This is a genomic window from Castellaniella sp. S9 (assembly GCF_027257175.1).
In the GTDB taxonomy this organism is placed as follows: Bacteria; Pseudomonadota; Gammaproteobacteria; order Burkholderiales; family Burkholderiaceae_B; genus Castellaniella.
In genome coordinates this window covers 183873-198805 of sequence record NZ_JAPFGD010000007.1, presented here as the reverse complement: position 1 = coordinate 198805, position 14933 = coordinate 183873, and the positions used below count along the sequence as shown (strand labels likewise).

Here is a 14933-nt window from a genome sequence, read left to right as displayed (position 1 = left end):
AAATTATCATCCGCACAACCGCATGTTAATGGCGCTAGAGGATTGGGCGACGCAATATGATACAAATACATCATCTACACAAATGGTATGGCCGCTTTCATGCGCTGCGGGATATAAATCTCGATATCTCCAAGGGGGAGCGCGTAGTGATTTGCGGACCCTCCGGCTCAAGCAAGTCCACATTGATTCGATGCATAAATCGACTTGAAGAACATCAGCAGGGGCAGATCATCGTCGATGGAATCGAGTTGAACGCCAAGGCAAAGAATGTGCACGCGGTGCGCCGGGAAGTGGGAATGGTTTTTCAGCAATTCAACCTCTTTCCTCACCTGACAGTTCTCGAGAATCTAATACTTGCGCCGATGAGGATAAGGAAGCTCCCCCGCGAGGAGGCTGAGGATCTTGCAACACGGCTTCTTGAGAGGGTCAGGATTCCGGAGCAGGTGAACAAGTACCCGAATCAGTTGTCTGGTGGACAACAGCAACGCGTTGCGATTGCGCGGTCATTGTGTATGCGTCCCAAAGTCATGTTGTTCGACGAGCCAACGTCGGCGCTTGATCCCGAGATGATAAATGAAGTTCTGGATGTTATCGGTGAGCTGGCGCAGGATGGCATGACGATGATATGTGTAACACATGAGATGGGTTTCGCCCGCACGGTCGCTGATCGCATTGTATTCATGGATAAAGGTGAGATAGTAGAGATCGCGGATCCGGTCGAATTTTTCGAGCAGCCGAAGAATGAGCGTACGCGTCAGTTTTTAGGCAAGATCCTGCAGAATCGCTGATTTTGTTCGTATGAGAATCGAACCCAAACGCAGGTTCAATAATGATCGTATTGGTAAAGGAGTTAATATGGGTTGGGCAATTTCGAACGATGGGACGAAGCTGTACTATGAGGAGGCGGGTAGCGGCACTCCCATAGTATTCGTACATGAGTTTGGGGGTGATTACCGCAGTTGGGAGCCGCAGATGCGGCAGTTTGCGAGGCGGCATCGCTGCATTACTTATAGTGCACGTGGTTATGCTCCCTCAGCGGTGCCAGCCGATGTCGAATCGTATTCGCAACGGCAGGCGGTGGACGATTTGCTCGCAATCATGGATGCTTGCAAAGTGGACAAAGCCCATATTGTTGGTCTTTCGATGGGAGGGTTCGCGACATTGCATGCGGGATTGGTTGCTCCGCAAAGGGCTATTTCGCTGACGGTTGCCGGGGCTGGATATGGGGCGGAGAAGAAATATGAGGATTATTTCCGAAAGGTATCCGTGGAGGTTGCCGAAGGATTTGAACGACAGGGGAGCGTAGAGTTCGCAAAGACATATTCCTTGGGTAGCTCTCGTGTTCAATATCAAAACAAGGATCCTCGGGGTTGGGAAGAGTTTGCGGCACAGCTTGCCGAGCACGACAACATCGGTAGTGCGAATACTATGCGCGGCGTACAGGCAAAGCGAGTATCGATATACGATCTTGAGAATGATCTCAAGGCAATGGCGGTTCCAACGTTGATCATCACAGGCGATGAGGATGATCATTGCCTCCAGCCCGCCTTGTTTCTCAAAAAGGTCCTTCCCGCCTCCGGCTTGTTGGTTCTGCCCAAAGCTGGCCACACCATTAATCTAGAAGAACCCGAGCGGTTCAATAGCTTTCTGGCAGAGTTCATCGCAACGGTGGAGGCTGGACGGTGGGATACAAGGGATCCGCGGGCGCTCTCCGGCGAGATTATGAAGACCTCGTGATGATGGCGGTCGACGTTTCGAAGTTTGTGAACGCCCAGCGCCTCTGGGAGCGTCACATGGAAATGGCGCAGTATGGGCGCACGCCCCAGGGTGGGGTGAATCGTCAGGCGCTTTCGACAGAAGATGCTATGGCGCGTCGTGTGTTGGTTACCTGGGCCGAGCTGCTCGGACTGACGGTGGGAACTGATGTCGTTGGCAATCTCTTCATGAGGCTCCAAGGAACGAATCCCGAAGCGGCACCGGTGGTGACTGGATCGCACATCGATAGCCAGCCTACTGGCGGGCGCTTCGATGGCGTGTATGGCGTACTGGCGGGCCTGGAGGCGATACAGGCGATACGCGAAGCAGGCATCGTGCCAAAGCGAAGTCTTGAGCTTGCTGTTTGGATGAATGAGGAGGGCTCTCGCTTTGCTCCCGGGATGATGGGTTCGAGCGTATTCAGCGGCTCACGGACGCTCGATAGTGTGCTTTCTGTTATAGACGCTCAAGGGATCAGCGTCGGCCAGGCCCTGGAAGAAATACGAAATGAATTTCCGGATATTCCGTTGTGGCCACTGGAACGGCGCCTTCACGCCTACATCGAGGCGCATATTGAGCAAGGGCCCGTGCTCGAAAGAGAGGGCATCACAATCGGGGTGGTCACGGGCATTCAGGGTAAAAGAACGTTTCGAGTATCGGTGAGTGGCGAAGAGGCACATGCGGGCACGGCGGCGCGTTCTGAGCGAAGGGACGCCCTGTTGGCGGCGGTGGAATTGATTCAGGCGATAAAGGCGCTGTGTGAGGATGATGAAGACCTCGTGAAATTTACAGTCGGACGGCTTGACGTCAAGCCGAATGCGCCTTCCGTCGTGCCTGCGGAGGCCGTCTTCTCCATTGATTTGCGGCATCCAGACTCGTCCAAGCTGCAATCGCTTGGAGACCAGCTTCTGGATTTATGCGCCTACGAATATGAACGGTGCGCCGTATCGATTCAAGAACTTAGCGCGGCGCCATCACTGGAGTTTCCCGATTCCATACGCAGCTTGATACGCCGCACGGCGGAAGATCAAAGCATCTCTTGCATGGATATCCTGTCAAAAGCAGGGCACGATGCGCGCTACTTGCATTATGTTTGTGACACAGGGATGATTTTTATCCCGTGCAAGGATGGGATAAGTCACAATGAGGCGGAATCGGCAACGGAACGAGATCTCGCTGATGGTGCCCGTGTCCTGGTAGGCGTGTTGCTTGGCCTATCCACATAATATGTCCATCCTATGTGCCCCTACTGACTATGGCGTGAGAACTATGAATCGGCTCGACGGTAAAGTAGCAGTGATAACCGGTGCGTCCACCCCGCACGGAATAGGATATGCAACAGCTGAGGCTCTAGCACGGGAGGGGGCATCACTGCTTTTAGTGGCTGATGGAACCGAGGAGCAGCTTCAAAGCGCCGCGGATGCTTGCCGAGCTCTGGGCGGCGGTGGGCGAGTCGAGGCGGCAGCCTTTGACTTGGGGCAGTCCGGATCGCCAGAGTCGATGATCGCGAAAGCGTCCGAACTTTTCGGCCGTATCGACGTGCTGGTCAATAATGCTGTCATGCGGGCCCCTGCCCAATTTGGCGAATTTTCCCGTGAGACATTCGAGCACGTGATTGGTGTCAATATCGCGGCCGCTTTTTTCGCCAGCCAGGCTGTGGTGCCTCTGATGAAGAAACAAGGCGGGGGCAGAATTATTCATGTGGCAAGTCAGCTGGGGCATGTCGCGTCACCACGGCAAACGCTGTATGGCCTCACCAAGGCTGCATTGATACACCTCACAAAGTCCATGGCTAGTGAGCTTTGTACGCATAACATCATCGTAAATTCAGTCAGTCCCGGTCCTATCGCCACACAACCCATCCTTGATCGGCTGTTACCTGTGACGGAAGCTGCTGGCGACGGTTCTATTCCCGGATTTCATGGAAATGTAGATACTTCTACGCCGTGGAATTCGGATAAAGTCGACATGCTGCCGATTGCCCGCTTGGGCGACGCTCAGGAAGTCGCAGATGTCATACGATATTTGTCGGTCGAAAGCCCTGGCTTTCTCATGGGCCAAGACATCGTGGTTGACGGCGGATACCTCCTTCGTTGAAACTTCTCAAGTCCGTTTAGCCGCGGTAATAAGGCGTATATAAGTATGAAAGTATGTGTAACGGGCGCAACCGGCTTCGTAGGTATCAATATTGTCGAGGAGCTTCTGGGGCAAGGTCATTCAGTGGCTCTGTTCGATGTGGCTCCCCTGCCGGCACCGACTCTTGCAGAGCTTGACAGACGATGCGCGGGAATGGAAATGCGGGTTGGCGATATTCGGGACATCAAAGCGGTAGAAGATGTTTTGGCAGGCGCCGATGCGGTAGTGCACTCAGCAGCTATCACTCCAGGCCCGCATCAGGAGCGGGATAATCCTCAGGATGTTGTTTCGGTGAACGTCATAGGAACTGTGAATGTCCTCGCTGCGGCGCGCGCCATGAATATCCGCCGCATGGTTCATATCTCCAGCCCCAGCGTGTATGGCATCAATAGTTTCATCGAGGGACGGCTGGACGAAGATACTCCGGTGCCGATTCCTGATTCTCTTTACGCGATTACGAAGTATGCTGCGGAGAGGCTTGTCATAAGGGAGCGCGAGAAGTACGGCTTCGACGCCGTGTGTCTTCGGCCTGGCTATGTTTTTGGGCCATGGGAGAGGGATACGGGCGTTCGCGGCACGCTATCGCCGATCTGGCAGGTTACGCGACAGGCTATGCTCGGCGAAGAGGTAGTGCTGCCGCGTGCCTGTGTCCGCGATTGGGCGTATAGCCGCGATGTCGGCTGCGCAGTTGCCGCGCTGCTGGGTGCAGAGAGGCTGCGACACGGCGCTTATAACCTCAGCGGCCCAAAAAGCTGGGATTTGCAAGACTGGTGCGAGGCCTTAAGGACACGATTCAAGGCCTTCGGGTACCGAGTTGGTTCCGATTCCACCATCGATTTATTCCAGGACAGGGATCGAAGTCCCATGGTGATGGACCGTTTGCTGGAGGACACCGGATTTAAAGCTCGCTTCGATCTTGGCCCTGCTTTTGCGGACTACATGTCCTGGCTTGATCACCATTCCGATGTGGTAGTGGCTTAGTTCGGCCGCCCTCTGGTTCGGGTGAACAACCGCACTGGGGACACATGGCATCACGGGGGCTTGCGCTGCGCAGGAAAAATGATGATAATGATTCGCATGTATATTTGTGTGTGCAATGCGATCAGCGAGCGCCAGGTCCAGGAGGCCGTCGCGCAGGGTGCCCAGGCGCTGTCCGATCTCCAGGCCAGCCTCGGGGTCGCGACCTGCTGCGGGCATTGCGCCGAGACCGCGACCGAGTACCTTCCCGGGGGCCGCTATGCCGAGCCCGCGCTGGATCTCGGCGGGCTGGCGCCCGCCGTGGTGTTCGACAGCCAGGAAATCCGCCGCCGCGTCGCGGCCTGAGCGGCGGATTCCCTCGCCGGTGATGGCGGGGGCTTCACGTGTCATCCTGCCAGGGCTTTCTGGCGGGAGGGCATCGTGTTAGGCTAGTGCTTTAGGCCCCGGCCTCTGCGGGGCGTACCCCCGACAGGAGCACTGGCCATGCAAGGCGACAAGACGGTCATTCAATACCTCAACAAACAACTCAAGAACGAGCTCTCGGCCATCAACCAGTATTTCCTGCATGCGCGCATGCTGAGGCACTGGGGCTTCGAAAAGCTCGGCAAGCACGAATACGATGAATCCATTGGCGAGATGCGCCATGCCGATCGGCTGATCGAACGCATCTTCATGCTCGATGGCCTGCCCAATCTGCAGGACTTGCACAAGCTCCTGATCGGCGAGACGGTTCCCGAAATCCTCGCCTGTGACCTGAAGCTCGAAACGGGTGCGCAGGCGACCGTCAAGGAAGCCATGGCCTATTGCGAATCGGTCCGGGACTTTACCTCGCGCGACCTGTTTCAGGACATCCTCAACGACACCGAGGAACATATCGACTGGCTGGAAACCCAGATCGAGCTTGTCGACAAGGTCGGCCTGCAGAACTATCTGCAATCCCAGATGGGCGAGTAAGCCAGGCGGCGCTAGTAGCCGGAATTGCGGGCGGGGCAGCCGTCCACCCGTCCCCAGGCGTTGTTGGGCTCGCAGTACTTGTTGCGGGCGGCCCAGGCGCAGGACGGCCTGGAAAAGAACCCTTTTTGCTCGCACAGCGCCAGTTCCTGCTGGAAGGCCGCCTGCCAGTTGCCGGCCGCCGGCTGTCCCGCCGCGGGCGGGGGCGGTGGCGCGGTAGTAATGTCCACCGGCTGGATGGTGTCGACGGTGGCGATGCCCTCGAGGCCGTTCTGCTGGTTTTGCGAGGCCAGTGCGATGGCCTCGTCCATGGTGATGGTGGTGGTCGCCAGGGCGATAGGCGGCGCCGAGTCCATCAGCGGCACGGTCTGGATTTCCCAATTGACCGGGGGCGTCTGCAGGGGGACGCCCAGGCGTCCATCGGGCAGGGGCTGCGGCGCGGTGGCGACGAAAGGTTTGCCGTCCGCGCCCAGGACGGGCACTGGCTCGAGCTCGGGATGCGCGGGCATGACGGGCTGGGCCGGACCGTGGGCGATCAGCCAGTCGCCCAAGCGTAGACCGCCCCAGGCGGATGCGCCGGCGGCGATCAGGAGAACGGCGAATATCAGGCGCCAGGACATGTAGCGGCCCTCTGGTCAGAAAATCGATCCATCCAGGGCATTGTAAATGACATGGGAATCAGCTGCGCGGGACACTAGAGACACTAAAGTCCGGCACTGAACACCTGGCCGGCATGCTCGCGCATGGCATGGAACTCGATGGCGGGATAGAGCTCCTGGGCCACGCGCAGCTGGGCGGGCGAACTGGCGAGGAAGGCCGCCGCGTCGACCACGTCGTAGGCGATATTGGCGGCGTTGGCGTCCATGAATTTCTTCAGGGCCTTGGGGTCCTCGCAGGTGATCCAGCGCGCAAGGTTGTAGCGCGAGGGCATCAGGCGCGCGTCGACGGCATATTCGGTCTTGAGGCGATGGGCGACGACCTCGAACTGCAGCTGCCCCACTGCGCCCAGCAGCAGCGCGCCGCCCGCCTGGGGGCGGAACACCTGGATCGCGCCTTCCTCGCCCAGTTGCGTCAGGCCGGTGCGCAGCTGCTTGGTGCGCAAGGGGTCCTTGACCTCGACGGCCTGGAACAGTTCGGGTGCAAAGAACGGCAGCCCCGTGAAGGCCAGGGTCTCGCCTTCGGTGAGCACGTCGCCCAGTTGCAGGATTCCGTGGTTGGGGATGCCGATGATGTCGCCCGCATAGGCCTCCTCGACGATTTCGCGCCGCTGCGACAGGAAGGACACCACGTTGTTCGGCCGGATTTCCTTGCCATTGCGACCGACCTTCAGACGCATGCCCCGCTGGAAATGTCCCGAGCTGACGCGCACGAAGGCCACGCGGTCGCGGTGCGCGGGGTCCATGTTCGCCTGCACCTTGAAGACGACGCCGGTAAAGCGTGGCTCGTCCGGCCGGACCACACGTTCGACGGCTTCGCGCGGCCCGGGCGCGGGCGCCTGCTCGACCAGCGCGTCGAGCACCTCGCGCACGCCGAAATTGTTGATCGCCGAGCCGAAGAACACGGGCGTCTGGCGCCCAGCGAGGAAGGCCTCGCGGTCGAACTCGGGCACCGCGCCCGAGATCAGCTCGATTTCTTCGCGCGCCTTGGCATAGGCCTCGCCAAAGCGCGCCGCGATGGCGGGATTGTCCAAACCGTCGATGGCCTCGTCGTCGTCCTGGTGGCGCTCGGCGCCCGCCCGGAAGACGCGCATGCGGTCGTTGCGGATGTCGAAGACCCCGCCGAATTGCCGGCCCATCCCCACGGGCCAGGAAAACGGGATGGCGTCCATGCCCAGGTGCGCCTCGATCTCGGACAGCAAGTCCAGGGGTTCGCGCACCTCGCGGTCGAGCTTGTTGACGAAGGTGATGATGGGCGTGTTGCGCGCGCGGCAGACCTGCAGCAGGCGGATGGTCTGGGGCTCGACGCCGTTGGCCGCGTCGATCACCATCAGCGCCGCGTCCACGGCGGTCAGCACGCGGTAGGTATCCTCGGAGAAATCCTGGTGGCCCGGGGTGTCGAGCAGATTGATCACGCAATCGCGGTACTCCATCTGCATCACCGACGAGGCCACGGAAATCCCGCGCTGTTTTTCGATCTCCATCCAGTCCGACGAGGCGTGCCGGCTGGCCTTACGCGCCTTGACGCTGCCGGCGATCTGGATGGCGCCGGCGAACAGCAGCAGCTTTTCGGTCAGGGTGGTCTTGCCCGCGTCGGGGTGCGAGATGATGGCGAACGTGCGTCGCCGGGCGACTTCGTCAGACAGGCTCATGGATCGATGTCGAAGGAGGACGGCTGCGGATTCATTCCTTGTGGCTCAGGGTCGCCAGGACCGTGCCGGCGAGGATGAACAGCGCGCCGAATCCGCGATTGAGCCAGCGCACGTGGCGCGGCTGGCGCAGCAGGCGCAGGATGCGCGAGGCGAGCGAAGTATAGCAAGTCATCGCCACCAGGTCGGTGAAGCACAGGGTCGCGCCGATGATCAGGTACTGGAGGGGCAGGGGCTGGCCGACGTCCAGGAATTGCGGCACCACCGCCAGCAGGAACATGGTGCCCTTGGGGTTGGTGATGTTGACCAGGTAGCCGTGTGTGAGCTGGTCGCGGATCGGGTGGCCGCCGGTCGGCCGGGCCTCGACCGCGACCGGCGCGGCATCCGTGCGGAACTGGCGCACGCCCAGGTAGACCAGGTAGGCGACGCCGACCCATTTGATGGCGGTGAACGCCAGCTCGGAGGTCGCCAGCAGCGCGCCCAGGCCCACGGCCACGACCAGCAGCTGGCAGACGATGCCCAGTTGCAGGCCGAGGATGGTCCAGCGGCCGTGGCGAAAGCCGTACTTCAGCCCCGAGGCCATGGCCGAGATTGCGCCGGGGCCGGGGGAAAACGAGATCGCCCAGGAGGCCGCGAAAAAGGCGAGCCAGGTCGAAAGTGCCATGGTGCGTACGTGTTGCGTTTGAGGACGTTCAGTCGGCCTTTTGCAGCAGGGCGCCGCCCGCGGGACGGCGATGGCCATGTTCGCGCGGCCCCTGGCCGCTGCGCGTGGAGGCAGCCGGCGCGGCCGGTCCCCGCCCACCGCGTCCGCTGCGCGGCGCGCCGCTGCGGCGGTCCTGGCCGGATGCGCCGCGGCGTTCGTCGCGCGGCCCGCGCGCCCCGCGTCCGCCGCTGTCGTGGCGCAGCTGGTCGCGGCGCTCGCGGGCGTCGGGCGCCGAGTCGGCCGTGACCATCGCGCCGGGATTCCAGCCCTCGATGGCTTGCTGTTCGATCGGTTTCTTGATCAGGCGCTCGATGGCGCGCAGCAGCTTGATCTCGGACTGGTCCACCAGCGACAGCGCCGAGCCGGCGCTGCCCGCCCGCCCCGTGCGGCCGATGCGGTGCACATAATCCTCGGGCACGTTCGGCAGTTCGAAATTCACGACCTGCGGCAACTGGTCGATGTCCAGGCCGCGGGCGGCGATGTCGGTGGCCACCAGCACGGCGACCTTGCCGTCCTTGAAGCCGGCCAGGGCCTTGGTGCGCGCCGCCTGGCTCTTGTTGCCGTGGATCGCGGCGGCCGACAGCCCGTCCTTGACGAGTTTTTCGGCAAGGCGGTTGGCGCCGTGCTTGGTGCGGGTGAAGACCAGCACCTGGTGCCAGCCGCTTTCACGGATGATGTGGCTGAGCAGGTCGCGCTTGTGGGACTGCTCGGTCATGACCATGCGCTGGGTGACCAGTTCGGATGCGGTGTTGCGGCGCGCGACCGAGACCTCGCTGGCGTTGTTCAGCACGCCCTTGGCGAGTTCGCGGATCTCGTCCGAGAACGTGGCCGAGAACAGCAGGTTTTGACGCTGGGCGGGCAGCAGCTTGAGAATGCGGCGAATGTCGCGGATGAAGCCCATGTCCAGCATGCGGTCGGCTTCGTCCAGCACCAGGATCTCGACGCCCGACAGGTCGACGGTCTTTTGCTGGCAGTGGTCCAGCAGGCGCCCGGGGGTGGCCACCAGAATGTCCACGGGCTTTTTCAGGGTGGCGATCTGCGGATTGATGTTGACGCCGCCGAACATCACCATGGACTGGATGCGGGTGTGCTTGCCGTACAGGCGCACGGACTCCTCGACCTGGGCGGTGAGTTCGCGCGTCGGCGTCAGCACCAGCACGCGCGGGCGACCCGCCTTGCGCGCGGCCAGCGGCCGGTTGATGAGGGTGTGCAGGATGGGCAGGGTGAAGCCCGCCGTCTTGCCCGTCCCGGTCTGGGCGGCGGCGAGCAGGTCGCCGCCTTCGATCACGCGCGGGATGGCCTGCGCCTGGATCGGCGTGGGTTGGGTGTAGCCCGCCTCGGTGACGGCGCGCAGCAGGGGCTCCGCCAAGCCAAGCGAGGCAAAAGTGTTCTGAGATTCCAAGAATACGACTCCAGCGACCGCCTATCGCTCGAGTCGAGGGATACCAATCGAGGCCGACGAATGAAGGGGTTGAAACAGGTGAGCGGGCGCTTGTCGGTCCGCCGCAAGGCGGCCGGTGCCCAAAAAGGCATGCGTAGCGACTGGTAGGCTGCGCAAGCCCATCATTATAGCGTCCTGGCGCCAAGAATGGAGGATTTGTCTCAGCGTCCGCACGCACGTGTCGGCTCTAAAATAATGGCTTGACGACGGCCGGATCCGCGGCTGCGCCTTTTGGGGAATCGAATGATCAAACGATGGACGGCTCTGGCCCTGGCGGCCCTGGCGACGCTCTTGCTGTCGGGCTGCGGGTACAACGAAATCCAGCGACTGGACGAGCAGGTGAAGGCCGAATGGTCCCAGGTGTTGAACCAGTACGAACGCCGTGCCGACCTGGTGCCGAAGCTCGTTTCCTCGGTCAATGCCTACATGGTCAATGAACGGACGCTGCTGAAGGAGGTGACCGAGGCGCGCGCCCGGGTCGGCGAGATCCGCGTCACGGCCGACGACCTGGACGATCCCGCGCTCATGGCGCGTTTCGAGCAGGCACAGGGCGCCTTGTCCGCGGGCCTGTCGCGCCTGCTGGCGGTCTCCGAGAACTATCCGGCCTTGAAGAGCGACGGCCTGTTCCGCGACCTGATGACGCAGCTCGAGGGCGCCGAGAATCGCATCGCAGTGGCCCGCGAGCGCTACGTCCGGTCGGTGCAGGCCTACAACCAGACGATCCGCGAGTTCCCCACCCTGTTGACCGCCAAGGTCCTGGGGTATGGGCTCAAGCCGCAGTATGGCCTGGACAAGGCCGACGAGGTCATGCGCAATCCCGATGTGACGTTCGACGTGCCGGCCACGGCCAAATGAGGCCGTCCGCCATGACCGGGACCTTGCTGCGCCTCGCCCGAGGCCTGGGCGCTGCCGCCCTCGCCTGGGCCTGCCTATGGGGCGCGGCGGCGCATGCCCAGGCGGCACCGGCCGATACGGTCCAGGCACCCCCTGCGGCCGCGGCCGAGCGCCCGGCATCTGCAGCCGAGGTGCCGGTGCCGTCCTGGACGGGGCCGGTCATGGATCAGACCTCGACGCTCGATCCCGGCCAGATCCAGGCGCTGTCCGGCAAGCTGCGCGCGCTGGAGCAGTCCACCGGCGCGCAGCTCTACGTGCTGATCCTGCCGACCACCGGGTCGGATTCGATCGAACAGTATGCGCGCCGGGTCTTCGATCAGTGGCAGATCGGCCGCAAGGGCGTGGACGACGGCATCCTGCTGCTGGTGGCCAAGGACGACCGCAATGTGCGCATCGACGTCGGCTATGGCCTGGAGGGCGCGGTGACGGATCTGCAGGCCGGGCGCATCATCCGCGAGCAGATCACGCCGCATTTCACCTTCGGCGACTTCCACGCGGGGATCGAAGCCGGCGTGGACGCGCTGATTGCCTTGATCCATGGCGAGCCGCTGCCCGCTCCGGCGACGGAGGACGATGAACCTGTCTTCATGTTGGCGCCGCTGTCCTTTCTCGCGCTCGTGGTGCCGCCCGTCATGGGCGCCTTTCTGCTGGGGGCGTTCGTTTACGTGCTGTTCGAGAGCCTGTGGCTGGCCTTGGTTGCCGCGGCGGTGGGCTTTGGGCTGTCCTTGCTGGGCCGCAGCATGGGGCTCGCGAAGCGCTTCGCCGGGCGCCGTCGCGGACGCTGGCCGGGCGATCGGGGCGGTGGCGGCGGCTTTGGCGGGGGTGGCGGCTTCGGTGGCGGTGGTGGTGGCGGCGGTGGCGGTGGCGGACGTGGCGGTGGCGGCGGCGCGTCGGGCGGTTGGTAACAGGTACGCTACAGCGCCGCATCGAGGAGGGCTGCCAGGCGGGCGACGAGGACGTCGCGGCGCGGATCGGCGACAGGCGCAACGCCGATCGAGGACCATTCGGGATGCCCGCGTGCTTCGCGCAGGATCGGCCACACCGCCTCGGGCAGCAGCGCGCCTTGCGCGGCGCGGGTTGCCCCCTCGCCCTCCGTGTCCAGCGCCTGGGCGGGCGGCGTCAGCGTGCCGCCGTCGATCGGCTGCCAGGCGGCGTGTCCGCGCCGCTCGAGGGCGCGCGCCAGCGCCAGCTGCCGCAGTCCCAGCAATTGCAGCACGGGATCGTCGACCGTGATTTCCAGGTGTCCGGCAACGCGGCCGATCAGGCGCTTGCCCCACTGGTGCGCGCCTTGCCACAGGCCGCCGACCGCCGCGCCCAGCAGCGTCGCCGTGCCCAGGCTCAGGCCGCCGGTGAACGCATCGATGGTGGCGCCCGCCATGGCGCCGGTGGCCAGGCCCTTGCCGACCTGGATGCCGAAAGCCTTGAGCGCCTGCGGATTGAACAGGTCCATGCCCCAGCGCTCGCCCTCCAGCGGCAGCGGATGGTGCGGGAAAGTCGCCCTGCTGAAACGGTAGCGCTTCAGCAGCGCCTGGACGCATTGTTGTTCGCGTTCGCGGGTGCGCTTGCGCAGGCTGACGGTGACTGTGGCCATGTCCGTGGAATCCTGCGGACAGAGCAGGCGCAGGGCGGCCGCATCCATCAGGAGTTCGGCGATCAGGCGCGCCGCGTCCACGCGCCGCCTCAGTCGCTGGGCTTCCAGGTCGGCGCGCAAGCGCGCCAGGGTGTCGGCGCGCCGGTCCAGCATCAGGGCCAGCCGATCGATCATCTGCGCCTCGCCGTCCAGGGCGGGGGCCACGGTGTCGAAATCGACGGTGGCATGCAGCCCCAGTCGGGCCAGGGCGTCGCGCCAGGCGTCGGACTGGCCGTTCACGCTGTGCGTGAAGTTGAGCACCGGCAGGATCGGCCGTCCGCAGGCGGCCAGCAGGCCGAGTTCGTCGCGGTGCTTGGCGAGGACGGGGTCCCGGACGTCCACCACATAGAGTGCCGCGTCGCATTCCAGCACCGTGGCCAGGACGCGGGCTTCCTGTTCAAAACGCTGCAGCGCCTCGGGACTTTCAAGCAGGCGGCGGATGCGCTCGGGGCCGTCCGGCCGCTCGTCCGGGCCCACCAGCCGGTCGATGGCGTCGAGCACGGCCATGCTGTCCTCGAGGCCCGGCGTATCGCGCAGGATCAGGATCGGCAGGCCATCCTCGGTCAGCAGTTGCGCGCTCTCGACGTGCCGCGTGGTGCCCGGCTGGTCAGCCACCTCGCCGAAGTCCGGATCGCGCAGCAAGGTGCGCAACAGCGAGGTTTTGCCGGTGTTGGTGTGGCCGACGACGGCCAGGTCGATGGGGACGATGGTTGGCTCAGTCATGGTCGGGTGGAGGATCGGCGTCGGCCCAGTGGGCGATCGAAGGGGTGGCGGCAATGCCCTGGGCGTCCAGGGCCGCATGCCAGATGGCCTCGCGCCCGGGACGGTGCAGCAGCAACACGTCGATGCGCGGACACAGGCCCTGCAATTCCGCCAGCCAGGCGCGGGTGCCGCGGTCCGGCGTCTGGCGCGCATCGCAGACCAGCAGGAGGCGCCGCGGCGGCTGCCGGAGCTGATCCAGGATCCGGCGCCGATCGCCGCGGCTGTCGCACAGCCCCATGTCGCGCACGCCATTGGGCAGGGTCGCCGGCGGCCACTCGGCCTGCGCGCCCAGTTCGAAACCGAGTATGGCGAGGGCGCCGGCGAAGGCGGCGGGCGCCGGCCGGGACCAGGGCGCCCCGGCGGCCGGTCCAGGCGCGGGCGCGTCGATGCCCAGGGCCTGGTGCCGCGGCATCAGGCGTTCACGCAGTTCCAGCCACCCGGGCAGCCCCGGATCGATGCGCAGGCTGCGCAACCGTCGGCGCGCGACCCAGACACTGGCGAGCCCGGCGATCAGGCGCGGCAGCAGGCCCCACACCACGACGCAGCCGATCAGCCAGGCGGACCATTGCGCCTGGGCAGCGGCCGGCAGGATGTGCAGGCCGTCGCTGCGGGCGATCACGGCGCTGTCCGGAATGGGGAAGCCCAGCTGCGCGGGGACGGCGCCCAGCGCATGGGCCATGGCGACGAAGGCGTCTGGCGACAACAGCGTGGTTTCCCACTGGAAGGCGTAGCGGCGCGTGCTGAGCAGCATCAGCAACGCGGCCAGCGCGCCTACGAAGGCGGCGATCCAGGCGCCGTGGCTGATGCCGCCCAGGATGTGGCGCCAAGCCCTGGCGCGCGTGAGGAGCGAGGCCAGCGCCTGGCCCGCCAGCGCGGCGTCTGGGCCGCGGGCGAATTTCGCGGTCAGCCACAGCCAGAACCCGGAGAGTCCCGTGGAAGGCGCGATCCCCGGCAGGAAGCTCAGCAGCCAGATCAACAGGGTTGCGGCATGCAAGCCCAGCAAGGCGAGCAAGGCCAGGGCGAGGTTCACCGGCCTGTCGCCGGCACCCAGGGCCGCGACGGCGGTGCCCATGCCGGTGAACAGCGCCATGACCCACAGCAGGATCAGCGCCAGGCGCGCACTGGCGGCCCACCGGACCAGCCGCGCCCGCAGGCCCTCGCGTTCGCCCAGCAGCGCGGCACGCTGAAGAATGCGCTCGTCCAGGCCGGCGGGGCCTTGCAGGACGGCGTCCAGTTCGGCCGTGTCATCCACCGGCTCGCGCTGTGTTTCGCGCAGGCGCAGAGCCTCGGCCAGCCAATGGCGCAGGAAGGGAGAGTCCGGTTTGGAGTGGGTGGCGTGGTGGGTCATCCGTGTCGCGGGCGGCGGCAGCCAGGGCCC

The 14933-nt window shown here is 64.0% G+C and carries 15 protein-coding genes; 9 read left to right on the top strand and 6 right to left on the bottom strand.

What is annotated here, in order from left to right; translation table 11 throughout:
• Window positions 1–56: 56 nt before the first annotated feature.
• The 7 genes from OOZ48_RS13175 (at window position 57) to bfr (ending at window position 5823) form a co-directional block, all read left to right on the top strand.
• Window positions 57–788, top strand: coding sequence for an amino acid ABC transporter ATP-binding protein (locus OOZ48_RS13175; protein ID WP_269499046.1), 732 nt, complete (start codon window positions 57–59; stop codon window positions 786–788).
• Window positions 789–855: 67 nt separating this feature from the next.
• Window positions 856–1737 (top strand): alpha/beta fold hydrolase, encoded by an 882-nt coding sequence (locus tag OOZ48_RS13170; protein ID WP_269499151.1) that lies wholly within the window; start codon window positions 856–858, stop codon window positions 1735–1737.
• Window positions 1737–2981, top strand: a complete 1245-nt coding sequence (locus tag OOZ48_RS13165; RefSeq protein ID WP_269499045.1) for a M20 family metallo-hydrolase — start codon at window positions 1737–1739, stop codon at window positions 2979–2981. Before OOZ48_RS13170 ends, OOZ48_RS13165 begins: the two co-directional genes overlap by 1 nt.
• 43 nt (window positions 2982–3024) lie before the next feature.
• Entirely contained in the window at window positions 3025–3852 is an 828-nt protein-coding gene (locus OOZ48_RS13160; RefSeq protein WP_269499043.1) for an SDR family NAD(P)-dependent oxidoreductase, read from the top strand.
• 45 nt (window positions 3853–3897) lie between these two features.
• On the top strand, window positions 3898–4872 hold the full coding sequence (locus OOZ48_RS13155; RefSeq protein WP_269499041.1) for an NAD-dependent epimerase/dehydratase family protein: 975 nt from the start codon (window positions 3898–3900) through the stop codon (window positions 4870–4872).
• A gap of 78 nt (window positions 4873–4950) precedes the next feature.
• The gene (locus tag OOZ48_RS13150) at window positions 4951–5214 is read left to right on the top strand and encodes a (2Fe-2S)-binding protein (protein WP_269499039.1); all 264 of its coding nucleotides are present in this window, start codon (window positions 4951–4953) and stop codon (window positions 5212–5214) included.
• 138 nt (window positions 5215–5352) lie between these two features.
• A complete protein-coding gene (bfr, locus tag OOZ48_RS13145) occupies window positions 5353–5823 on the top strand; it encodes a bacterioferritin (protein ID WP_269499037.1) in 471 nt (156 codons plus the stop codon).
• Between the two features lie 11 nt (window positions 5824–5834).
• Here the strand turns inward: bfr and OOZ48_RS13140 are convergent, their stop codons facing one another.
• From OOZ48_RS13140 to OOZ48_RS13125, 4 genes are all read right to left on the bottom strand, one after another.
• The gene (locus OOZ48_RS13140; RefSeq protein ID WP_269499036.1) at window positions 5835–6440 is read right to left on the bottom strand and encodes a hypothetical protein; all 606 of its coding nucleotides are present in this window, start codon (window positions 6438–6440) and stop codon (window positions 5835–5837) included.
• Window positions 6441–6523: 83 nt separating this feature from the next.
• Window positions 6524–8128 carry a peptide chain release factor 3 gene (locus OOZ48_RS13135; RefSeq protein WP_269499034.1) on the bottom strand — a complete coding sequence of 535 codons (1605 nt, stop codon included), beginning with the start codon at window positions 8126–8128 and terminating at the stop codon, window positions 6524–6526.
• A gap of 31 nt (window positions 8129–8159) precedes the next feature.
• Complete coding sequence (locus tag OOZ48_RS13130) at window positions 8160–8789, bottom strand: LysE family transporter (protein WP_269499032.1); 630 nt, start codon at window positions 8787–8789, stop codon at window positions 8160–8162.
• A gap of 28 nt (window positions 8790–8817) precedes the next feature.
• On the bottom strand, window positions 8818–10230 hold the full coding sequence (locus OOZ48_RS13125) for a DEAD/DEAH box helicase (protein WP_269499030.1): 1413 nt from the start codon (window positions 10228–10230) through the stop codon (window positions 8818–8820).
• 282 nt (window positions 10231–10512) lie between these two features.
• Between OOZ48_RS13125 and OOZ48_RS13120 the strand changes: the two genes are divergently transcribed.
• Both OOZ48_RS13120 and OOZ48_RS13115 read left to right on the top strand, forming a co-directional pair.
• Window positions 10513–11124, top strand: coding sequence for a LemA family protein (locus OOZ48_RS13120; RefSeq protein WP_269499028.1), 612 nt, complete (start codon window positions 10513–10515; stop codon window positions 11122–11124).
• 11 nt (window positions 11125–11135) lie between these two features.
• On the top strand, window positions 11136–12068 hold the full coding sequence (locus OOZ48_RS13115; protein ID WP_269499026.1) for a TPM domain-containing protein: 933 nt from the start codon (window positions 11136–11138) through the stop codon (window positions 12066–12068).
• 8 nt (window positions 12069–12076) lie between these two features.
• Here the strand turns inward: OOZ48_RS13115 and OOZ48_RS13110 are convergent, their stop codons facing one another.
• Window positions 12077–13516, bottom strand: coding sequence for a GTPase/DUF3482 domain-containing protein (locus tag OOZ48_RS13110; protein WP_269499024.1), 1440 nt, complete (start codon window positions 13514–13516; stop codon window positions 12077–12079).
• Window positions 13509–14903, bottom strand: a complete 1395-nt coding sequence (locus tag OOZ48_RS13105; RefSeq protein ID WP_269499021.1) for a DUF2868 domain-containing protein — start codon at window positions 14901–14903, stop codon at window positions 13509–13511. The genes OOZ48_RS13110 and OOZ48_RS13105 overlap by 8 nt, the downstream gene beginning before the upstream one ends.
• Window positions 14904–14933: the final 30 nt, after the last annotated feature.